Origin of the sequence: Prevotella sp. AM42-24 (assembly GCF_003461825.1) — a bacterium.
Lineage (GTDB): Bacteria > Bacteroidota > Bacteroidia > Bacteroidales > Bacteroidaceae > Prevotella > Prevotella hominis.
Genome location: NZ_QTXV01000003.1, coordinates 125519 through 150330 on the forward strand (window position 1 = coordinate 125519; position 24812 = coordinate 150330).

Sequence of the window (24812 nt, forward strand, 5' to 3'; positions counted from 1 at the left end):
ACTGGAGAAGGAGAAAGGATCTCCTATCTCCTTCCCATTCGAGCTTCGGCGACATTTACTACATAGTCGCCGAGCTTTTCGCTCTCTTGAATAATATCCATATACATCGTTCCGATACCATACGTATAGAGATGATTATCCACATCTTCTATATTCTGATTGCGCAGCTGGTAACGGAATGTATTGATTTCTGTCTCGATATTAAACGTACGGTTCATATCAAGAGTATGACGGTCGTGGGTGAACATGAAGTTCATCTGCGTCAAAGCCTCATCCACCAGCAGGAACATCTGATGAATGTTCTCATGCTGCTTTTCGGTAAACTCCTCCTTGTTATCTACCTTTCGCTTGATGGTTCTGGCTATATTAAAGCAGCTATCGCCGATACTCTCTATCTCTGAAATCTCGCGAAGCATGGCACGAATCTTAGCCTTGGTATCATCACTCAGATGGGCATCGCTCACCTGGTCGAGATACTTCGCTATCTCAATCTCCATACTGTCTGAGATTCCCTCATATTTTTCGATACGGTCATAGAGCTTTTCAAAAGCCTTGCCATCTTTTATTTCCAACAGTTCTCTTACCATACCAAACATACGCTGGATGCGCTCACCAAAACTGCTGATTTCCTTCTGAGCCTCGAAGACAGAAAGTTCCGGTGTCTTCATGATGCCCGTCTGGATGAAACGCAGGCGGAAATCCTCATCTTCCTTATCTGCCTTCGGCTTGATGAGTTGGCAAACCAACTTCTCTATCTGAGGTATAAACCAGATGAGCACAGCTGTATTACACACATTAAAACAGGTGTGGAACATCGCCAAGACGATAGGCAGCAACGTAGCTTTCTGAGCTGCCGACATATTTCCATCCGGATTATATCCTACCAATGAACATACAAAGTTGACGAAAGGATAGAACAGACAGAGCACCCAAATGACACCAAACACATTAAATACAAGATGGGCCAAAGCGGCACGTCGAGCCTGTGCATTGGCACCCAATGCTGCAAGATTGGCTGTAGCCGTCGTTCCGATATTCTCGCCCATCACTAAGGCTATACCGAGATAGATAGGAAGTACGCCGGTAGAACAGAGCAGAATGGTGATAGCCATGACGGCAGCCGAACTCTGTACGATACAGGTGATGACTGTACCTATCAGAAGGAATGTAATAATGGTAAGATGGCTCTTCGTATCAAAAGAACTGAAGAAATCGATGACCGAAGGATTGTGTTCCAAATCGAGGTCCTTTCCTGCCCCACTCAAGAGAACGAGGGCAAAGAAGAGAAAAGCAATGCCAAAGAGGAAATCGCCGAAATAGCGTTTCTTCTTGCTATAGATTAACATGATGCCTAAGAAAAACGCAGGGAAGACGACTATCGTCAAATCCACATTGTATCCCAAAGACATAATCCAAGCTGTGAGCGTGGTACCGATATTGGCACCCATAATGACGGAGATGGCTTGAGCTAAGGTGAGAAGACCTGCGTTGACAAAGGAAACCGTCATCACGGTAGTGGCAGAAGAACTCTGCACGGCACAGGTAATAAATGTACCTGTAAGCATACCCGTGAGCCGATTGGTTGTCATCGCCCCTAAGATGTGTCGCAACTGAGATCCTGCCATTTTCTGCAATGCCTCGCTCATCACTTTCATGCCGTAGATGAGCAATGCCAGAGAACCCAGAATCTGAAAAAAAATCACAAGATATTGACTTGTACTCATAAATGTTTTGTTACGTGGAAATACTCGTTACATTTCGTTTGCAAATTTAATAAGATTTCTGCTGATTCCGAAATATTCATTACGGATATTTCAAATTGTAACAACATTGTAACATCAATGGCAAAATGTTATACATTCTTTTTCCATCTGCTAACTTATGAAAAAAATCGGAACAAATGTCCTTTTTGTGACATATTTGACAAAAAAGGGAAAAATGAGGGCTTGAATGTCGTACTAGCAGCGATTTTTGGGGGAATATTTGCCCCCAAGTACGAGTTATAGATACAGAAAAGGTATGCCATCCGACATGGCATACCTTAACCTAAAACCAAGCAAATTATGCTAACTACTTATTACTTACTTTTACCACCTTGTTACCTTGGCACATGATGCAGATACCCTTTACTGGTTGGTTCACACGCATACCTTCCAATGTGTAATATTCTACAGGAGCTTGCTCCCCATTGGCGTTGACAGAAGAGATAGCAGAAGGAACATTCTTGATAATCGACATGGTGTTGTCAAGCACATTCAACTTCACATCATACTTGCCAGCCTCGGTAATCTTCCAGTTATTCTTCTCACTATCTTTATTTACACGAATAGCCTTGGTGGCATCTGTTGCATCGCTTACATAGACATCAGAATTATAGCTAGTAAACTTGTTGACTACTACCTGCAACTCACCTTCCTTCAAGTCAGCAGTGGCAGTATAAACCATTGGGTTGGAAGCATCCTGAGCCAATACGACAGGCTGTTCTAAATCCCAGCCATTCTCTGTAGCATCACCAACCAACCACAAAGCTGCATATACGATTTCGTTGTCCTGATAGTCAGCCTTCTTCACTGTGATTGTTCCTGCATTGAGGTCGCAAGTGATGACATAGTTGCCAGCCTCAGCCACCTGGAACTTGCTGTCATTGCGATTCACCTCTGAAGAAACCAAAGATGTAGCCGCACCTTCTGCCAATGTTACATTCTCTTCACCTGCGGCACGATACTGGAAGCCATTGAAGATGTCGTTCTCGGCATAGAACTTGAAGCCTTGGTCGGCAGCCAAGTAAACGGTAGCTGTCCATACGCCTGGCTCACCTTCCAACATTGCCACACTGTTGCTCATATCCCAGCCGCTCTTCACAGCATCACCCAGTATCAACATGCAATCTGCCTTAAAGCCATCATAGTGTTTCTTGAGAGAGATTGTCATGTCAGCGACATTCACCTCTACATCATAGGTGGCTGGCTCGGTGATGTTCCACTTGTTGTCATCGCCACCCAATACCATCTTGGTAGCATCAGCAGCATCTCTTTGGAACATAGACTGTCCGAAATCAGCATATTTATTAGTAGCCAACTTAAACTCACCTGTTGTCAACCATGTGGTAGCAGAATATACCAAAGGATTATCTTCATGCTGGTTCAACTGCACACCATCACCGATAGACCAGCCCCCAGGAGTAGCACCACCGACCATCCACAGTGCAGCATAGCGTAATGCGTGCTCCTGATAAGCAGACCTAGTTACAGTCACTGTCTTGTTGGTAAGGTCACAAACTACGTCATAGTTGGCTGCCGCTGATACCTTGAACTTGTTGTCATTGGCATTCTCGCCTGAATCATAAAGCGTGGCTGCCACACCGTCTGAAAGCATTACATCGCTGTCACCAGCACGATACTGGAATGAACCAAAGTCTGTATCTGTCAAAAACTTGAAGCCTTCATCGGCTTTCAACTGTACGGTAACTTTCCATACATCATTGCCTTGATTCAGCATCGCCACACTATTGTTCAATGCCCAACCATCAGGTGCCGCATCTCCTATGAGAATCAGCTTATCTGCTGCGAAAGAGGTCACAAAACTAACTGCAAACAAAATGCAGCACATCAAAAATCTAGTAATAGTTGTCTTCATAATCTAAGTTGTTAATTATTAATTAATATTCTATTTTCGTTCTGATCGGATCCTGTTACTTGAAAACAACCTTCCTGCCTTTTTTCACATAAATACCCTTATGAGGATTGGGAGCGCGATCACCTGCCAAAGAATACCAAGGAGCATGGTCTTTGTTGGCAGCGACATCCGCCGTTACGCCTTCTATCGCCATGGGATCGGCTTTTTTTACCACAATTCGCATGCTATCCAGGTTGATGGTAATGTCGTAATAGCCCGACTCTGGCACACAAAACTTGTAGTCTTTGCCAAAAGTGGAGAGGTGAGCCAACTGAATATGGGAGTTGAATTGATAATTCTCATACTCCGAGCAATAGCTCTTGCAATATCCCCAATCACGACCATCAGTAAACTTGAACAACTCGTTTCCTTTCAGATATACCGTGGTTTTATAGACGTTGCCCCCACTCGCCTTATTCAAAGGTATGGCTTGCGATAGGTCATAGGCTCCATACCCATCTTTCTTGACAGCCTCACCCGTCAGATAAATCTGGCTCTCGCCCTCCATGACCACCATCGTCCAATATTCCAAAGATGGAAGCGTAAAGCTAAGTTGATTGCCTATTTGCTCGAACGAAAGTTCTTGCACCGCACCAGCATGACTGTCAGGACTGGCTACCCATAGCTTAGACACCTTACGATTGGTTTGGATGGTTACAGCCAAGTTGTCCTTCCGGGTTGGTTTCTGGCGAGTACCATTGAGGTCTCGCCAAGAAAGGTCGGAGGTGTTGGAGAAGTTGAGGAAATGAACGACATCACTGTTGCCCACGGTCTTGGCGAACGTCACGATGGAGTTTGCTTGTGGAGGCCATGCCTTCACCGTATTGCCATTCACACTCACATGAGCCGAATAAGCAGCTTTGGAAGACACGCCACGCAACCAATTCTGATAAGCTGTCAGGAAATCGTAATACCTTACGAGCACAGTCTTCAGTTCATCGCTCATCGCCAAAGGAGCCGCTGGGAAATACTCACGAGTGAGCATGTGGTCGCCCATCTCTAGGTGAGAGCCTCCCAAGGCAAACATCACCGCATCGGTAAGCAAGGCACCAGGCGTATTGACCATGTGGTCGCCCGAGCCGCCATTGTCAGCCTTGTCGTAATTGATATAGGCTGCAAAGACCGTGGGATGCTGATGGTCGCTCAAGCGATCGTTAGTGGCGATGATGTCATAGAGATTGGCAAACTGGTCTTCTGGTGCTCCGCCATAACCGTTGCCATTGCCCCATACCTCATTATAGCAGAAATCCACATCTCTATTCACGATTTGCTCTGTTCCATAACCCGACACAGCATTCATAATCAAGGACTTCTCGGGATGAGCCTGCTTCATGGCATCAATGAATGAGCCATAACCCGAAGGCAAATCTACCTTTTGATGATTGGCGTCATACACAGTACCACGATACCCCAACTGGTCTATCTGAAAACCATCGAAATCAAAATTGCCATACACTTCCTTGTTTCGTTCCACCATATATTGCTGCCAATCGCCATTGCCCGGTACTTGCAGATAGATATTGCTTGCCCAAGAAGAAGGAAGTCCATGATAGTCTTGATAATAATTGCCATTACCATCCTTCTTCATCAAAGCCCACTGAGACTTCACACCATCGTTTGCAGCAGCCTTCCATGCACCAAAGCAAAGGTTATAGAAGATGGATTTCATGCCGTAAGCATGTTGTGTGGCAATATAGTTCTTGACATATTCCACGCCTACACATCGATTGCTAATATCGGTATACCATTGGGTGAGCGAACCATCACCATTCAATTTTACAGGTCGATGGTGCATCCACTGCCAGTCTTGGAATTGCACACCATTGATATGCAATCGATTGAGATATGCCATCTCGCTCTTGATGTTGGCGTTCTTATCGACTGTACTGCTGTAATTATCAAAGTCAGCGACAAAGCCGTAACGTGGAAAACGTTTCCAATTGCTGGAAACATCTACGGCTATCGTACCAAGAATATTTTCCACACCACTGCCCTCTGTATACAATTCCACCAAATAACCTTGATAATCGGTAGATGGTGGCAACCAAGACCACTGCTTACTCTTAGCCACCTCTGAGAAGTCTTGGACAAGAAGCACATGGGAACCATGACGATAACGCACCTTGGTCGAAGAAGGAATATTCCCTTCTGCCACAAACGTAACAGTTTGTCCTGGTACATAGCAAGCCTTGTCGGTTTTCATATTGACAGACAGCTGCGAAGTAACTGTGGCAGCATAACTACAAAGGGAAAGCATGAGGGGCAATGCCAACACCATCATACGTTTAGGCAAGAAGAGGAGTAAAGGTTTTCTCATAAAAACGATTTTATAAGGATGATGAACATAAACTCCCCATACCCCTATATATAATAAGGTATAGGTATGGGGAGAAAAATATATCTATCTTTTTACTTTTGCATGAGACTGATGGCATAACCACCACCTGCACCAGCATTCAGTTTAAGGGTAGATTTATTGGTTACCACACGCTTAGTGATGACGTATGACTGCTGATTGGCTTTGTAGCTTGCATTCTTGCCATCGGCATAGATTGTAGCAACATACTTCTTGCCCGGTGTAAGGAAATCAAGTTTCAGGGTAGACTGATGAGGAGTCTCACCCACTGTACAACCAACAAACCACTTGTCTTCGCCCTTAGCCTTGCGGGCAACGGTAATATACTGACCAGGCTCAGCCTCAAGATAACGACTCTCATCCCAGTCGATAGCTACATCCTTGATAAACTGGAAGGCATCTGCATACTTCTCATAGTTCTCTGGGATATCAGCTGCCATCTGCAATGGACTGTACATCGTAACATACAATGCCAACTGACGAGCCAAGGTAGAGTTGATATGATGATGCTTGCTTGGATCAATCTTATTCATATCGCCCTCCAAGATACCAGGGGTATAATCCATAGGACCACCTTGCAAACGAGTGAAAGGCAATACAGTGGTATGGAAAGCCTTGTTGCCTGCGAAAGACTCATATTCTGTTCCACGAGCAGATTCATTGCCTATCAAGTTAGGATAGGTACGACAAAGACCTGTTGGGCGAGTAGCCTCATGAGCATTGACCATGATATGGTGCTTGGCAGCCTCGGTTACGCAATAAAGATAGTGATTGTTGAGCCACTGACCATAGTGATGCTCGCCACGAGGAATGATGTTACCCACATATCCGCTCTTCACCGAATTGTAACCATACTTATTCATCAAGTTATAGGCAGCCTCCAAATGACGCTCATAATTACGCACAGAAGCTGACGTCTCATGGTGCATCATCAAACGCACACCCTTGGAGTGAGCATAGTCATTGAGATACTTAATGTCGAAATCAGGATAAGGAGTCTGGAAATCGAACACATAGTCTTTACTATGACCAAACCAGTCTTCCCAACCAATGTTCCAACCCTCAACAAGCACCTGAGAGAAACCATTCTTGGCAGCGAAATCGATATATTTCTTTACATTCTGTGTATTGGCAGGATGCTGACCATGAGGCTTTACCTTGGTATAATCAGTCTCACCAAGTTTGACAGAAGGCAAATCGAATGTATAAGACCACTGTTTGCCACCACCAATCATTTCCCACCAAACACCAATGTACTTGACAGGCTTGATCCATGAAGTATCTGAATATTTGCAAGGCTCATTCAGATTGAGAATAAGGCGAGAGGCAAGCACCTTGCGAGCATCGTCCACTACCATGATGGTACGCCAAGGAGTATGGCATGGCGTCTGCATGTGAGCCATGTTGCCTTGTGCATCAGGGGTAAGCTGAGAGGTAAACACAAGATTCTTGTCATCCAAATTGAGATGCATACAAGAATAATCCACCAAAGCCGCCTCATGAATATTGAGATAAATACCATCTGCTGTCTTCATCTGAAGCGAAGTCTGCACACCAGTAGGCGAGAAGATGGTCTGCGAAGCATTGCTGCTCACGGCTCCTTGCAACAAACCTCTGATTTCTGAAAGCTTTGATTCTGTATAGTCATATTCCTGAGTATCATAATCACCAGGAATCCACCATGCCTTATGGTCACCAGTCATGGCAAACTGAGTATGCTCTGCCTTTACCACGAAATAAGGTAGATATTTTTGCAATGGGAACTCATAACGGAACCCCACACCATCGTTATAGACACGGAAGCGCAAATTCATGAACCTACCATTAGATGGTTTTTCCATCTCTACAAACAGCTCATTGTAATGGTTGCGAATTTCCTTCTCCTCACCCCATACAGGTTGCCATGTCTCATCAAAGGTAGATGTAGAGGTCTTATTGATACGAAACTTGTCCATCAATGAGTTTTCCTCAGCCAGCTCAATACCCAATGTACTGGGTTTGATGACTTGCTTGCCCTTGAATGACACTTGATAAGTAGGAACACCATCGCCCGTGAGCGAGAATTCAACACTTAGGTTACCATCAGGAGAGGATACTTTCTGAGCAGATGCACCTACAGAGAAGAGCATCATGCACCCCAACAAGATGTTAGTCAACAGTCCCCCTAAACGAGAGAGGGACGTTGCACTATGTTTATTCTTTTTACTATTCATTTGGTCTGATAATAATTAGTTATTATTAAATTTACTTATTTGAGTCTTACAATCTTGCAACCATGGGCTGGAATGGTAGCAGTGATCGAAGAGGCACTACCCTCGTCTACATGCTCCCAAAGGTCGCGAATTTGCTTCTCGCCTTGTATGCCAAGCGTACTGAAATCCACTGTAATTTGATCAGAGTTATCATTACGATTGAAAATGCCAAGCACATAATCGCCATTGGTCATCTGACCATACCAGATTTCATTATTCCTATCGTTGAGCTTGTCGCTGAGAGGCTTGCCTACGAAGCCATCCTTGTTGAGTTCAAGAAGTTCGGCATTGGTATAATACTTCATGTCATTGCCAATGGTAGTAGGCAGATCAGAAGCTGCCACAGGACCACCTGCCATCAACTGCAAGGATACCACTGTCTGCTTCTCGGCATCAGTATTGAAAGTATTGAGGCGAATGAAGTCACCATCAAGAATCACCTTGTTGCGGCCACTGATATGCGACCAATAGGTAAATCCATCGAACATATTCATACAGTTAGGCCATGTACGGTAAGATTTTCCCTTGTCTTGGGCTGAACAGTGCCACCAACCACCAGTACCAGTATCAGCCACAATACGAACCATGTTACCATAAAGGCTCTCTACCTGTGCATCGGCATACAAGTGAGGCATAACGAGTGAGGTGAAGATACCATATTTCTTGGCAGACTCAGCTATGTATCTCATGGCGAGCGCATAGTTCTCACGACCATAACCACGACCAGTGACACCCACATTTCGGTCTTGACCATCCTCATACCAAGAGAGGAAGTCCATACGGATGAACTCTACACCCAACTCCTTGTAATGCTTGAAGAAGCCATCGATATACTCCTTGCAACCGGGATTCTCGGCTACAGCCCAAGAGAAATCCATATCCTTGGCTGTAGGATGAGACAACTTGTCCTTATTCTCGCCATTATAGAAGAGGTCGTTGAAGGTATATTCCGTGCCTTCTATCTTGGTTTCTCTTGGACCATGAATCCAGAGCGGATTGTCGTAAACACCTAATTTCAAGCCCTTAGCCTTACACTTGGCAGCAATATCCTTGAGAGCCTGAGAGCCGTAATGGGTCATATAGCCACTCTCATCTTTGGCAAGCATAGGGATAAAACCATCCGTACAAATCATGTCATAGCCCGATGGTTTGAGATTGGTTGCTACATAGTCGATGATGTTGTCCCACTGGTCGGAGGTAAGGTCCATATCATTGTTGTTTACGCCCTTGGCGTTTTCCAACAAACAATACTCATATACACTCCAGTAGAGAGGAGCCTTCACACCATCGTGGATACCCTCAACTATAGGAAGATTGGATAGCTCGTGGGTAGGAGGATAGTTCATTTCTACATCATTGGCGCAAGAGCCAAACAGAGAAACGGCAGCTATCGCCATGGAAAATAATATTGTTTTTTTCATTTTTCTAATCGTTTTAATTGATTATTTCTTTACCACCTTTATCGTTTTGTTGTTGATGTCAATGGTGATTTGATAAGTACCTGCCTCTGTTACTTTCCACTGGTCGTCAGGACTTGCCGTGAAGACCATATCTGAAGCCGAAACTCCACTAGCATCTACTGTGACATTGGCAGAAGAAGGACGATAGAAAGGAGCGTTGAAATCTTTCTCCTCACTCATCTTAAATGTACCCTCCGTGAGTTGACCTTCCCATGTAAATACATCCTTGTTAGATGCATCCTGGGTAAACTCTTGCGCCTTGTCCCAAGCCCAACCACCTGCGGTAGCATCACCTATCATATAGATATGTGTTTCTTTCTGAAGCTCACCCAAGAACTCTGACTTGATGGACCAGTGCTCAAGATCCAAGGTTAAGCGATACTTGCCCTGTACCTCTACTTTCCACTTGTTGTCGTTACCACCAGCGTAATATTCGAACTTCTCGTCCTCTACACCATCCTTGTTAATCTTGACACCATCTAAAGGACTGTGGATGAAAGAACCATCCCAGCTTTTCTCTCCGCTAAACTTGATCTCGCCAGCATTCAGTTCTCCCTCATAAATGAAGATGTAGTCTGACTCCTTTCTCAACTCAGCAGCCTGATCCCAGTCCCAACCACCAGGAGTGGCACTTCCGATGGCATATAAGTGCTCCAAAGAAATCGGCTCTGCAGCTGGCTTTTCTTTCTCGCCAAGGTATTCGGTGGACATCGTCCAGTTGCGCATATCGAATGTCAAGCGATATTTACCTGCATCTGTAACTTTCCATTTGTTATCAGGGTCGCCTGCCCACATAGCGAAAGTCTGTCCGCTGATATTAGACTTAGAGATAGCCTCCAGGTTGTTGGCTGGACGGATAAATGGATTGTCCCAACTACCTGACTGAAGACAGAGTTTCATCTCTCCCGTGTTGAGAGTGCCCTCCCAAGTAAAGAGCATAGGATCGTCTGCATTTTGGGTAAAAGGAGTTGGATCGTCTATACTCCATCCATTTGGGGTTGCATCACCCACCATGAACAACGTAGAAGTCTTAATTGGCAGATTACCATCAATGATCTTCAAGTCTTTCTCGCCATCACAACCAGTAAACAAGGTCATCAGGAGAGAAAAAATAAACAAGCTGAGGCTGAATTGCTTCAATTGAATATTTCGTTTCATAATTGTATCTTATTAAAAAATGGTTTACTTATTATAACCAGGATTCTGAACCAACTCGTGGTTTGCATTCAAGACATCACGCATGATAGGCCAAATCTCTGTATGTTTGTCGGCATCTGGAGTCTTGTCCCACCAGGTACCAGAAGAGAACTTGCCATAGCGGATGAGGTCGATACGGCGACGGCTCTCTGCGAAGAACTCACGTCCCCACTCATCGAGCATCTCGTCCAGGTCAAGCTTGGCATTACCCTCAGGCGCATAGAGATACTCCTCATAATCGGCAGCAGGATAATTGCGCTTACGAACACTGTTGAGCAACTTACCTGCCTCCTCTGGCTTGCCTTGACGAAGTTTGCACTCTGCGAGCGAGTAGATAATCTCTGGCAAACGAATCTCTGTATAATCGCTCTCCAACTGATGCTCATCATCGTCGCTATAAAGAGGATATTTCACAAAGTGCCAACCTGAGTTATGGTCACCATCACGCAAGGTGGAAGAGGTTGCAGATAGCCACTTGGTAGGAGGAGTGCTCTGGAACTTGCCCACAGCATCACGGATATACAACTCATAATCTACCTCTGGTGCCTTTACACGCTTGGTAGCTCCATTCTCATCCTTATACTCCAAGTAGCCATACAAGAACATACCCTCACGCTTGCTGTTACCCAAGTTGCGATAGAGCTTCAGACGCTCATCGTCTGGATATTTCTTGAATTTCTGGATAGGCATACCCAAGTCGTACTTATACATCGTACCGTTAGGCGCATAGCTTGGAGAAGCTGCATACTTCGTGTTATGACCACCTGCCTTGTTCTTGGTATCATTGAGATAATAGTTGGCACGTGCAGGTACTGTCCACATATAGGTATCGCCATCATACTGCCAATGGCTATAGCCTGGGGCACCTGGGAAACCGAAGATTACCTCATCACAAGCATCATTGTCCCAGTCAAAGGCGGCATCCCAACGGTCTGCTACTTGATACTTGCCATACTTGCCATCCAAGATGTCTTGAGCCACTTGGGCACACTCTGTATAATGATCCTCGCCGATATATACTTGGGCATTAAGATAAAGACGAACCAACAAGGCGGCTGCACCTGCCTTGGTCCACTGACCTTGAAGGGTAGAGTTTGTTCCAAGCTCTGTCTTCTCAACAAGAAGTGGCAAGCACTCCTTCAACTCGCTCTCTATGAAATCGTAGATTACCTTAGGCTCCACTTGCTTCATGGAAGCGCCTGTGGTTGTGGTCACCAATGGCACATTGCGGAAACCATCGAGCAAACGAAGGTAGAACCATGCTCGCAACACGCGGCACTGGGCTGTAAGGTTGTTGAACTCAGACTGTGAGAAACCGAACTTTTCAAAAGAAAGCGTACCTAAGTCCTCTATGACCTTACAACTCTGCATGATACCCTGGAAGCAGCCATTCCATTCGGTCTGGCAATCACCTCCGTCCTCTACATTATACTCATGATAGTGGTATCTACGCCATTTTCCACCATCATCCCACCAACCGTCACGGGTAGGAGTAATCAGTTGGTCGGCAGTAAGCTCGTTGAGCACATGACGACTCTCTATGCTCCAGTAAGCATGCTCAAAAGGACGGAATGTGGCTCTGACCACATCGTTCTTGGTATTATAATAGTTCTCTGATGCCACCTGATCATAGAGCTTCTCGCTCAAATCAGTACAACTTGTCATGGCAAGTGTACCAAAAGCAGCAGATACAATATAATTGAATATTTTCATTGTTTCTATATTTTTAGATGATTATCAGATATCTACGTTCAAGCCAATGATAAACTGGCGGGTAGATGGATAGTAGTCGCGAGAACCTTGTCCACTTGGGGTGAGTCCGTTCACCTGATAGGTAGAAGGATCTACACCGCTAAACTTGGTGAGGGTGAACACGTTCTTTACAGTACCATATACTCTAATGCGGTCGATGAAACGACACTTCTGCAAATTGAGCGTATAGCCCAATGTAATCATGTCGAGCTTCAAGTAGTCACCTCTCTCCAAGAAGTAATCACAAACCACAGGGTTGGCATTGCCTGAAATCTTGAAGTTCTTGCCGTATGCCTTCTGCAAGCGGTTACCAGTGAAGTTGCGGTTGGCATAATAGAAATCGTGGATGTTGAAGATGTCATATCCAAACGCACCACGGAAGAACAACGACAAGTCGAAGTTGCGATAGCGGAAGTTCTGGCTGGAAGACAAGGTAAACTTAGGCAAACCATTGCCCACCTTCACACGGTCGTCTGCCGTTGCTTGGGAAGCACGGATGATGTCACCGCTCTTGTCATAGACCAACCACTCGCCATCCTCTGTATGACCAGCATATCTCCACATATAGAAGTTACCGATAGACTCGCCCTTCTCAATGCGCTGCAAGTTGTAGTAAGGATATGGATCAGAAGTACCTACCTCATCATAATAGTCCTGACCTACAAACTGGGAGTTGCTGAAGCTTACGAACTTATTCTGCATGGTAGAACCGATGAGGTTGAAGTCGTAAGAGAAATCCTTGGTAGTGACAGGGCGGAAATTGAGGTCAAACTCAAAACCGTAGTTTTTCATCGTACCTACATTGACGAATGTATTGTCAAAGAGGTATGGAGGAACAGATACCTTGTAGTCACCCAACAAGTCTTGCTGTTTGCGGTTGAAGTAGTTCAAAGAACCATAGATGCGATTGTTGAGCAAAGAGAAGTCGATACCTACGTTCCAGTTCTTACCCTTCTCCCACATCAAGTCAGGATTCACATTCTTGGCTGGACCCCAAACCTGTAAGAACTTACCATTATATATATAGTAGCCAAATCCTGTCATGGTATTCAATGACTTGTAGCTATCGAAGTTTTGGTTACCAGTAACACCATAGTCGGCACGAAGCTTCAAATCATTAATCCACTTGATACCTTTCATGAATTTCTCCTCAGAGATACGCCAACCAGCAGAAACAGCTGGGAAATTACCCCACTTATGGTTAGCACCAAACTTAGAAGAACCCTCATGACGAAGAGAAGCGGTAAACATATATTTGCCTGCATAGTCGTAACTTACACGACCGAAGAAAGCGATGAGCTTGGCATCGTTCTTGTAGCTGCCCATATTGACCTCACCTTCTTCCTTATTAAACTCACCAGCGCCCAAGTTGTCTGGACCCAGAGCATCATTAGGGAAATCCTTGTTGGATGCGTTCAAACCAGAATACTGAGAATACTGGTAAGAGTAACCTGCCATAGCCTTCACATTGTGCTTGCCAAAGCTACCGCTATAATTAGTGAGCCACTCCATTACATACTGGCTCTCCTTGCTAGAAGAACGACTTGCCTCACCTTCACGACCACTCTCAATAGCTATGGTGCTGGTAGAAGGACGGAACCAAGACGCATCGTGGGTATATTGATGGTCAGCGAACATCACCTGTGTAGAGAGATGATGATTGCCAGATGCATTCTTTGCCAACAAAGGCAAGAGGTTCAATTTAACGGTACCATCCCAGTCAATCAAACGGATATCATCCTTATCGGTCTCCAAGAGTTGACGCTCCACAGGATTGGAACCCACAACCTGGCCCTTGAAATTATAATAACGAATCGGATTATCTGGATCCATCAAAGGAGTAGTTGGGTTAGCCTCAAGAGCATCCTTGAATACGCTGTAATCAGCCTTGTCGCTGTAGATGACACGAGGAGCGACATTGGCAGTAATGGTGAAGAGTCCACCCTTGGTGGTATGCACGATGTTGGCACGAGCGCCATACTCCTGACGACGAGAACGAAGGTCGATACCCTTGGCATCACGATAATCGGCACTCACACGATAGTTGCTCTTGTCATTGCCACCACTGAGGGTCAGGGTATGCTGCATGGTAGTACCTGTACGGCTGACGGCATCAAGCCAATCTACATTACCGCCGAGGTCAACGCCAGAGTCACCCCATCCCAGACGAACATCACGGAAATCCTGAGCGTTCATCATCTTCAGGTCTTTCACCATCGTGTTCCAAGTATAAGAGGTAGAGTAAGAAGCGTGTGTTCTGCCGTCCCTGCTTCCCTTCTTGGTCGTTACCAAGATGACACCATTGGAACCACGAGTACCATAGATAGCAGAGGCTGCACCATCCTTCAATACGTCGAAAGAAGCGATGTCATTAGGATTGATGTTGGTGAGGTTGCCACCTGGCACACCGTCAATCACAATCAGAGGACCATTGCCTGCGGCACGAGAGGAGACACCACGAATCTGGATGCTTGCCTGATTGTTTGGGTCGCCCACCGCGGTATTGGTGATGCTCACGCCCGACACCTTACCCTGGATCATCATGGAAACATCAGGGGAACTGATGGTGAGGAAGTCTTTCTCGCTTACGTGAGAAATGGCAGAAGTAAGCTCTTTCTTGTCCATAGTACCATAACCGATAACCACCACCTCATTGAGCACATCAGAGCTCTCCTTCATGGTGACATCCATCTGTCTGCGGTTCTTCACCGACTCAACGACAGTCTCAAAACCTACGTATGAAAAGGTAAGAGTAGATTTAGGTGAAACTTCGATGGAATACTTTCCATCCAAATCAGTGACTGCTCCCACACTAGAAGAGCCAGCCTTTACATTGACACCTATCAGGGGTTCACCCGAAGGGTCAGTAACGATTCCGTGCACTTTCAGAACATCTTGCGCAAGAAGCGAAAGAGGCATCAGCATGGCAAAACATGCCAGTGCAATTGTCTTTTTTAGGAATGTCTTCATTTTTTGTTGTTTTAAATTATTATTTGGGTAGTATAATTATTTTATGATAATTATCTTGATTACTCTACCAATATTTTCTTTGAGCATTGGGCAGATGCGATAAACTTTGTGCTGGCACTGTCATAAGCTACCTTTGCATCATTTGCCGTGATACTTGCCACAGCAGAACTTGTGGCATACTCCACTTCTATGCGACGCTCCATAGAGCAACTTGCAGAAGGCACCTCAATCGTAGTACACTTGCTCTCCGCATTATAAGTGAAAGTAACTTGCATTCCATCCACCTTAGCGGACAATGGCTTATCTGTATTATATATCAACAATTTATAAGAGCGACTACTTGGAGCCTCCTTAGATGTACCCTTGCGAGGAGAAATGACATACTCACCTACATGCCCATCAAAGCTCTGGCTAAGCATAGTCTCTGCATAATTAGATGAATAATCAGGATTATCACCATCATCCTCATAAATGGAACCTTTGCCATTCTCTCCAGAAATTATGTTGAGCACCAATTGCGAAGGACGTTCCGTAACATTCATCACGTCTGCAGGATTGTTAGGAATCAAAGCTCCCTGACGATAGAAATAAGGTATCTGCTTATCTGTGAATGACATGGTAACCAAACGAGGACCTTCTATCAATTCATTAGTAGACACACTCCACCATTTTCCTTCTGGCAACCATACATCCTTTATCGTGATACCTCTTGCATCAGATTTCTCAGTGATAGGTGCCACTAAGATATCATCACCAAAGAAATACTCATTATCGTATGTATATGCTTCTTCTACCTCAGGATACTCATAGTACAATGGACGACAGATTGACACACCAGTATCATAGGTCTTACGCGCCATGGTATATATATAAGGGAAGAGAGAGTAACGCAGACGAACTGCTTCCAAGATGGTAGGGAAATTAGGGAATTTCCAGATACGGCGTTCTATGCGAGAATCGCTGGTAGCATGAGTACGGAATATAGGAGTAAACACACCAAACTGAATCCATCTCAACACCAAGTTGGGATTGTTCACCAATTCCTCGCTGGAGAACATATGTCCTCCGAGGTCATGCCCCCAATAGCCATAACCTACATTGGAGGCTGTAGCCGTAAAGTAAGGCTCAAAAGCCAAAGCCTCATAGCTGATGTTGGCATCGCCCGAGAAACCAATCTGATAACGATGACTGCCCAAACCTCCCCAACGGTGGAAAATCACAGGACGATGGCCTGTACGCTTGGCTGCCTCATTGAAGAAGACATAGTTACACCAAAATGTCTCGCTCAAAGATTTTGTATATGGACTTGTCAGATATTGCTGCCAATCCAACCACCAGAAATCAACGCCTTCGCTCTCATGGTCACGAATGATGTTCTTGAAGAACGACTTAGTAAAGTCGGGGTAATCAAGGCTCCAATTGATATTATTGCGGCTGTCATTCAGGTACTTGCCACCTAATTCACTGTTCATGGCAGCGAAATAAGTAGGCGACTCTATCTGATTGATACCATCGGCAGGATGCAAATTGAGCGCAGTCTTAAAATTTTGTGAGTGCATCTCAGAGAGAAGACCTTTTGGATTAGGAATGAGATTGGTGTTCCATGACCAACCAGTCCAACCACCACGACCTTCCGACTGACTATAAGCATTTCCATTCCAATGCCAATCCATATCGAGAATCATCACATCGGTAGGTATCTTATTGGCTTTCAAGTCGCTCATAATTTTGCGATAATCATCTGCCGAATAAGAAGCATACTTACTATACCAGTAACCGAACACATAATCAGGTGGCAGAGGGATGCTACCAGCAATCTTGGTATAGTCTGCAAGAGCTTTCTTGTAATTATGGCCATATCCTAACACATAAGTATCCATGGCATGATTGTCTGCACGCTGTGTCCACCAAGGATACCCCATATCACTATTAGGAGACAAGGCATAAGAACGTCCTCCATCAGAACGAGGTGAAGCCCATGAATCATCTATCACAGCCCAACCAGAGCGAGAAACCAAACCACTTTCCATTTCCGAACGCTTGCTATCGCCCATCAGACCATCCAATGTACGGCAAGTTCCTTTTAAGTTCAGTGGGTCTGGTTTGCCAGGATACCAAACTGTAGAAACACCATTACCTGTTATAGCGATGGTAAGATTGGCTGAAGAGGCTGGAAGGGTGCGTGGATCAGTTCCCTTGCGATACTTGAGCTTCAGGTTGGATGTCATTATATATAAATAGGTGTCATCCTCACTCTTGGTGAACTGAGGCGCATCCAACTTACGATTGACAATGGTGAAGGTCGCCCGATCCTCAAACTTCGCTTGATCGCTATACTCCACTCTTATCATCTCCGGAGTAAGAACCGTAAAACGAGCATTGCCACAAGTAATGACAGCCTGACTTGTTGCTACAGGATCATTGACCACTACTTGTGCCATGGAAGGAGTTAACAATAAGCAACTACTCATCATAAGCATAATGAAAGGTTTCTTCATAATTCAAAAATTTAGTTGATTGCTAGATAATTCCATTTTTGTTAATAGATGCTGCAAAGATAGTCATAATCTACTACCATCATGCGGCAAAGTACACGATTAGTACAAAAACGAATGATGACAAATCCCTTATTCCCATGATAATGAGCAACATACAAATAATCGGAAATTCGTATCAAGTACATTCGTCTTTGGAGGGGATTTTGCGGTAATAAGTGTTTTTTCATAAAAACACAGCCTATTATTTGGCTACCCAAAAATAATTTTATATATTTGCACACAATTTTAAGAAGCGAGATTACCATGCAAAGAATTATTATAACATTCATATTGATATGTTCTTGTTGCCATTTGTCTGCAACAAGAAACGAGAAACTTTCTTTTACTTTAGATAGCCTTTTAGACAACAGATCCCAAATCTACAAGCAAAAGGAGGCTAGTATCAACACCTACAAGGGAATCATGGACAAGGATAAGAGCACCGCCACGTTACTTTCTGTCTATGACAAGCTATTCAATGAATACTACGTTTATCAGTTTGATTCCGCCATGGTGTATGTTGACAAGTCCATAGAGTTGGCTGATAAGACCGCCAACCAGTTCTACCATGACAAAAGCAGAATAGAAAAAGCATCACTGCTTGCCATCGGTGGACTTTATGGAGAGGCGATGTCTCTGCTCAATGAGATAGACTTTTCCTCGCTCACTCCATCTCTTTCCTTTGACTATACTATCACGAAGTATTATATATATATGTATTGGTCTGACTATTGTCATGACGCAACATACGCTCCCAAGTACAGACAAAAAGCGGCTGAGTTTCTGAAACAGGCGGTCGGTCTGCTCAGCAAGAATGACAAACGTTACAATTTTTTCCTGGGAGAATACTACATTTACGTGGAACGTAACGACAAGAAGGCATTGAGTCACTACTTTCGTGTCTTGAAGGAAGTACCAGTCAACTCTCGTTACTATGCCATGGCGGCATTTGCCATAGCCAACAACTATAGTGCAAATCATCAACCCGAGAAATACGAAGAGTACATCGTACAGGCATGTATCAGTGACCTGAAGAACAGCACTCGCGAGAATCTTGCGTTACAAGACTTTGCCATGTATCTATACCAGAAAGACAACGAGAACGTTTCTAGAGCCGAACGCTACATCAACTTTGCCATGGATGACGCAAAGGCGTACAACAACCGACTGCGCATCATCGAAATCTCGCAAAAGCTGCCTATCATTGTCAAGAACTATCGAGAGAAGCTAACCGCACAAAACAACTTGATGCGCGCTGCCTTGTGGGGGATTTCCATCCTCCTCATCATCATGCTCGTGCTTTTCTACTTCTATAGACAACAAAACAAGTTGCTGCACAAGCATCGTATCGAACTATCTGACAGCAACACGCAATTATCAAGCCTCAACGATGCACTCAACTTGCTCAACACACGCTTGATAGACACCAACAAGCAACGCGAGCGATTGGCGAAACTGTATATCGACCTATGCGCCAAATTCATTGACCGCCTGAGCAAGTTTGAATTATTGGTACACCGAAAGATCAAAGTGGGACAAGTAAACGACTTGCTCAACATGACTTCTTCCTCACGCTTGTCAGACGAGGACTCAGCCAACTTCTTGCTACAGTTCGACACCGCCTTCCTCGACATGTATCCTTCGTTCATAGAAGAGTTCAATGCCTTGCTCAAACCAGAAGAACAAGTGAAACCAGCACATAGCAGGAGCCTCACCACCGAATTGCGCATATTTGCCCTCATCAGATTGGGTGTTAAGGACAGTTCCGAGATTGCCTCCCTGTTGTTCTATATGCCTCGCACTATCTACAACTATCGGTCAGCATTCAAGAACAAGGCATTGAATCGTGAGACTTTCGAAGAGGATGTGGAGAAGCTGTGTACCATTATGCCCACCACGGCATGATGAAGGCGGCATGCGACGCAACTTATGAAAAAAAATCGAAACAAGTGTCCTTTTTGTTACATATTTGCTAAAAAACAGAAAAAAGAGGACAAGAACGCTTGCTTTCTGCGATTTTTTTTGTTTCTTTGCATAAGATAGGCTGCATTCGGCAAATTGAAAGCTAGCTTTCTTTGAGCTCGTTTGCACTATCTTTGCCTTATAAAAACTATTAACTTTTAGAATTATGGGAAAAGGAAAGAAAGGTGGCAAGAGAATGAACAAGGCGCAACTCACCGAGAAGTTGCAAGAATTCTTTGCCAGTCAGCCGGGCGTAACGCTCAGCTTCAAAGAGATATTCCGGGGTCTCCATCTCACTACCCACCCTCTCAAGATGCTCGCTATCGACATCATGGAGGAGATGGCTTGGGATGACTACCTCGCCAAGGTAAGTGACAATTCCTATCGCCTCAACCAGAGTGTACAGGTGATGGAGGGCAAGTTCGTACGCAAGTCCAACGGCAAGAACTCCGTCATCCCTGACGGCAGCGAGAAGCCTATCTTCGTATCTGAGCGCAACTCCATGGGCGCGCTCAATGGCGACCGTGTGGAGTTCACCTTCCTCGCTCGCCGCAAGAACCATATCAAGGAGGCTCAGGTCAACAAGATATTGGAACGTGCCAAGGATAGCTTCGTAGGCCGTCTGAAAGTGGATAAGGACATCGCTTACCTCGTCACACCAGGCGATGTATTCGCCCACAACATCATCATCCCAAGAAGAAAGCTCAAGGGTGGCAAGACCGACGACAAGGCGGTGGTGCGCATCATCGAGTGGCCTGACGGAGAAAACAAGAGTCCTATCGGCGAAGTGGTTGATGTTCTCGGTCAAAAGGGTGACAATGACGTGGAGATGAACTCCATCCTCGCACAGTATGGCCTGCCATACAAATATCCGAAGAATGTAGAGGATGCTGCCAACAAAATTACAGGAGAAATCACAGAACAAGATTATAAGGAGCGTGAGGACTTCCGACAGGTATTTACCTGTACTATCGACCCGAAAGATGCCAAGGACTTCGACGATGCACTCAGTATCCAGAAGTTGAAGAATGGCAACTGGCAGGTGGGTGTTCACATCGCCGACGTTTCTCACTATGTCACAGAAGGAAGCATTATCGACAAGGAAGCCGTAAAACGAGCTACCTCTGTATATCTCGTAGATCGCACCATCCCGATGTTGCCAGAACGTCTCTGCAACTTCATCTGTTCACTTCGCCCTGACGAGGAAAAACTGGCTTATAGCGTTATCTTCGAACTCGACAATAATGCAGAAGTGAAGAACTACCGCATTGTGCATACGGTCATCAAGAGCGACCGCCGCTATAAATATGAAGAGGTACAGGAACTGCTCGAAGCCAATGGTGTAGTAGATGGTACTGGCGAACCTGCTCCTGCAGAAACCAAGGAGCACCCTTATCAAGGAGAAAATGCACTCCAGCTTATCACACTTGACCGATTGGCCAAGAAACTCCGTGCTGCCCGTTTCAAGAATGGTGCCGTGAAGTTCGACCGCGAGGAATTGCACTTCGACATAGATGAGAAAGGAAAGCCTGTAAGCTGCTACTATAAGCGCTCAAAGGATGCCAACAAACTGGTAGAGGAGTTCATGCTCCTTGCCAATCGCACGGTGGCAGAGAGCATCGGCAAGGCAAAGAAAGGTAAGAAGCCTAAGACTTTACCTTATCGTATCCATGATAATCCAGACCCACAGAAGTTGGAAACCCTGCGCGAATTCGTAGTCAAGTTCGGCTACAAGATGAAAACAGAAGGTACCAAGGGCGCTACTGCAAGAAGCCTCAACAAGCTGATGGCTGACTGTGAAGGTAAACCTGAAAACAACCTCATCCAGATGGTAGCACTCCGTGCCATGATGAAAGCGAAGTACTCTGTTCACAACATCGGACACTTCGGACTTGCCTTCGAGTATTACACCCACTTTACATCTCCTATCCGCCGTTATCCGGACACGATGGTTCATCGTTTGCTTACCAAATATGCAGAAGGTGGCAGAAGCGCCAATGAGAAGCATTATGAGGAACTTTGCGAACATTGTTCTGAAATGGAGCAGATAGCACAGAATGCGGAGCGTGACAGTATCAAATACAAGATGGTGGAATTCATGGGCGACAAGCTTGGTGAAGAATTCGATGCCCACATCAGCGGTATTACCAGCTATGGTATCTATGCAACTATCGACGAGAACCATTGCGAGGGTATGATTCCGATGAGAGACATCGCTGACGACTACTATGATTTCGATGAAAAGAATTTCTGCCTCATCGGACGACGCCATCACAACAAATATTCTTTGGGTGATGCTATCCGTATCAAGGTGGCACAGGCCAATCTGGAGAAAAAACAGCTCGACTTCACGCTTGCTGGTGACTCTGCTCCTGTACGCAAGGATAAATCTGCTGGTGCCAGCGATATGAAATCCAAAGACAAAAAAGCTGGTAAAAGTAAACAGAAGACCCGCAATCACAGAAAGCGCAAATAAATTCTGAGTATAAAAAAATAGGGAAATTCAAGGATGTACATGATTCTCATGCTGCTCATTCTTGAACTTCCCTATTTTTCTATTTTTCCTTGTAAGACTTTTCTATAATGCCACATCTACAGATGCAGGGAAAACACGACAAGGATCAAAATATTCCATACAACTGGTAATCATATCTTCCATTCGGGGAACGAGCTTTCCTTCGAAAACTTTCCTGTCATTGATGAAGACGGTTATCGGTTTATTCATATCTACCAGTTGATCATTCAGATAAATCTTCCATTTACCACCACTTGCCGGATGGTAACTCTTAGTAAACTTCAGATCTATACCATAGACAGGATCACGCTCTAACGTCTGATAGATTACCTTCTTGACGGATAATCTGATTACGTTATCCTGGATATCCATCTCATAATAGTCTCTATCTTCTCCACTTGCATCCTTCAATCCATCTGCTGCCTTCGGTCTCTTCATCACATAGAGATTATAAAAGCCCTGACGGCGCTGTCCGTCCATCGGATAATCCTCCCACAAAAATGTATGAGGATAAGGATTGCGCTTGTAGTTCTTGAGCCAAGGAGTAGTCAAAGAATAGTCGATGGAATGACCGCAATTAGGTATCAATTCGATACGATGACGGAAAAGACTGTCCGCACTATGATTCATGAGTCTGCCAGCATATTTCGCCTGCAACGAATCGAAGGCCGTCTTGGTATAACCCGTCAGTTTGTTGCGATAGAAACCTTCATCCATAGCACCCGTCAAAAACGAGAATGCAAGATTGGCACAGTTTTCTACAGGGGCATTCTTCAAAGGTTCTCCACCTGCCATCGGACCAACACCAGCCCAATAGTCGGCATAATAGGATGCTAATCGCTGACTGCCATAACCGCCCTCTGAGATACCAAACACATAAAGTCGATTGGCATCTACATGACCGGAAGCTAAAGACTGGCGCAAGAGTTTCTCCCATGCATACAACTTCGCTTTCTGCCACCAGCGGTAATATTCGCCTTCATTAGGAATCTGTGGAATGAAATAAACAGAAGGAGCATCATTGAAATATTGCGCCCACATCAATCCATATTTCCATTCCTCCTCCTTGGGTCCTGAACCATGAAGATACAGATACATCGGAAATGGCTGGGCTGCTGCGATGCGCTCATCTGACGACTCAGCATCATTACCCTGGAAACCATTGCGATAATTCTGCTGTATCTCGGCAATAGTGAGAGGTTTCCACTTGATTCCCCAATAGTAAGGCATCACGGCAGACGGTTCCAAAGAAGCTGGCAAATGCCACATTCCCTTGTTTTTAGGACAGAGCGAACGCAGCGGAATCAGTTTTTCCTCATCCAACTGTGCATTGGCTTCCTGCCAGGCTTTCCACACTAAAGTCTGGTACTTCTGAGCCTCTTTCCACTTCAGGGCTTTCTTCTGAGAAAAAGCAGCCAAAGACGCATCAGACTTCTTTTCCAACTGATGCAGGAAATAGTTCTTCAGATTTTCCTTCAATCCTGCCGGCTGAGCGGAAAGTGAGGATGAAAACAAAAGGGCAATACACCCTACCCATATTTTATTCTGATTCAGCATAACTCTCATTGTATTTCGACGCTGCATGATTCTAAGATATTATTTCAAGCCTTCCAATGGATGATTTGCGCACCTTGAATTCTCTTAAGTACTTGGTGTCCAACAGGAAACGCTCGGTCAGCGAAGAACAGCAAAGCAGCTGCGAATAGTGTAGAAAATTTCATACGCTAATGTTGTTAAAAATAAAATAATCCGATTTATCGGGATACAATTCTCGCTCTTTCCTGTTCAATAGAATGTGAAAACAAATATTGATAAGGAAATTGCTACAAAGTTAAAAAATATATTAGAAATAAAAGCATAAAAATGCAATTTTCTTTTAAAAAAGTAAGAAAAATAACAATATATGCTTAAATAACAGGAATTTAGCCAAAATTATCACAAAAAAACAAACATAATAAAAAATTATAATAATAAAAATCGTCAGAATACCCATAAAAAGAAGAAAATCAGAGAAAATCTGCATAATCCTTTTCGAGTTCATAAGAGCAGAAATCTGCGTCATCCTCCCAGACCGACAGGTCTAAAATCTGCGAAATAAAGAAATGACAGGGAAAAATAATCAATGAAAAAAATCTG

General features: G+C 44.6%; 13 protein-coding genes. 2 read left to right on the plus strand and 11 right to left on the minus strand.

Annotated elements, in window-relative coordinates:
- Positions 1 to 23 precede the first annotated feature (23 nt).
- From DW917_RS02170 to DW917_RS17665, 10 genes are all read right to left on the minus strand, one after another.
- Entirely contained in the window at positions 24 to 1724 is a 1701-nt protein-coding gene (locus DW917_RS02170) for a Na/Pi cotransporter family protein (RefSeq protein ID WP_118116055.1), read from the minus strand.
- A gap of 346 nt (positions 1725 to 2070) precedes the next feature.
- Complete coding sequence (locus DW917_RS02175) at positions 2071 to 3636, minus strand: SusF/SusE family outer membrane protein (protein ID WP_118116057.1); 1566 nt, start codon at positions 3634 to 3636, stop codon at positions 2071 to 2073.
- Positions 3637 to 3691: 55 nt separating this feature from the next.
- A complete protein-coding gene (locus tag DW917_RS02180) occupies positions 3692 to 5992 on the minus strand; it encodes a glycoside hydrolase family 66 protein (protein ID WP_118116059.1) in 2301 nt (766 codons plus the stop codon).
- Positions 5993 to 6084: 92 nt separating this feature from the next.
- Complete coding sequence (locus DW917_RS02185; RefSeq protein ID WP_370453504.1) at positions 6085 to 8160, minus strand: glycoside hydrolase family 97 protein; 2076 nt, start codon at positions 8158 to 8160, stop codon at positions 6085 to 6087.
- A 119-nt stretch (positions 8161 to 8279) separates the two neighbouring features.
- A complete protein-coding gene (locus DW917_RS02190) occupies positions 8280 to 9704 on the minus strand; it encodes a glucan 1,6-alpha-isomaltosidase (protein WP_118116063.1) in 1425 nt (474 codons plus the stop codon).
- A gap of 21 nt (positions 9705 to 9725) precedes the next feature.
- Positions 9726 to 10901 (minus strand): SusF/SusE family outer membrane protein, encoded by a 1176-nt coding sequence (locus tag DW917_RS02195; RefSeq protein WP_118116065.1) that lies wholly within the window; start codon positions 10899 to 10901, stop codon positions 9726 to 9728.
- Between the two features lie 24 nt (positions 10902 to 10925).
- Entirely contained in the window at positions 10926 to 12653 is a 1728-nt protein-coding gene (locus tag DW917_RS02200) for a RagB/SusD family nutrient uptake outer membrane protein (protein WP_117693198.1), read from the minus strand.
- A gap of 24 nt (positions 12654 to 12677) precedes the next feature.
- On the minus strand, positions 12678 to 15662 hold the full coding sequence (locus tag DW917_RS02205; protein ID WP_118116067.1) for a TonB-dependent receptor: 2985 nt from the start codon (positions 15660 to 15662) through the stop codon (positions 12678 to 12680).
- Positions 15663 to 15721: 59 nt separating this feature from the next.
- Positions 15722 to 18160 carry a glycoside hydrolase family 31 protein gene (locus DW917_RS02210; protein WP_118116069.1) on the minus strand — a complete coding sequence of 813 codons (2439 nt, stop codon included), beginning with the start codon at positions 18158 to 18160 and terminating at the stop codon, positions 15722 to 15724.
- A gap of 41 nt (positions 18161 to 18201) precedes the next feature.
- Positions 18202 to 18345 (minus strand): hypothetical protein, encoded by a 144-nt coding sequence (locus DW917_RS17665; protein WP_233524602.1) that lies wholly within the window; start codon positions 18343 to 18345, stop codon positions 18202 to 18204.
- Positions 18346 to 18622: 277 nt separating this feature from the next.
- On the opposite strand from DW917_RS17665, the gene DW917_RS02215 reads away from it, so the two are divergent.
- Together DW917_RS02215 and rnr are read left to right on the plus strand one after the other, a co-directional pair.
- Positions 18623 to 20104, plus strand: coding sequence for a DUF6377 domain-containing protein (locus tag DW917_RS02215; protein WP_233524603.1), 1482 nt, complete (start codon positions 18623 to 18625; stop codon positions 20102 to 20104).
- Positions 20105 to 20327: 223 nt separating this feature from the next.
- Complete coding sequence (gene rnr, locus DW917_RS02220) at positions 20328 to 22637, plus strand: ribonuclease R (protein ID WP_118116074.1); 2310 nt, start codon at positions 20328 to 20330, stop codon at positions 22635 to 22637.
- A gap of 102 nt (positions 22638 to 22739) precedes the next feature.
- Here rnr and DW917_RS02225 read toward each other — a convergent pair whose 3' ends face one another.
- Entirely contained in the window at positions 22740 to 24233 is a 1494-nt protein-coding gene (locus DW917_RS02225) for a hypothetical protein (protein ID WP_118116076.1), read from the minus strand.
- Positions 24234 to 24812: the final 579 nt, after the last annotated feature.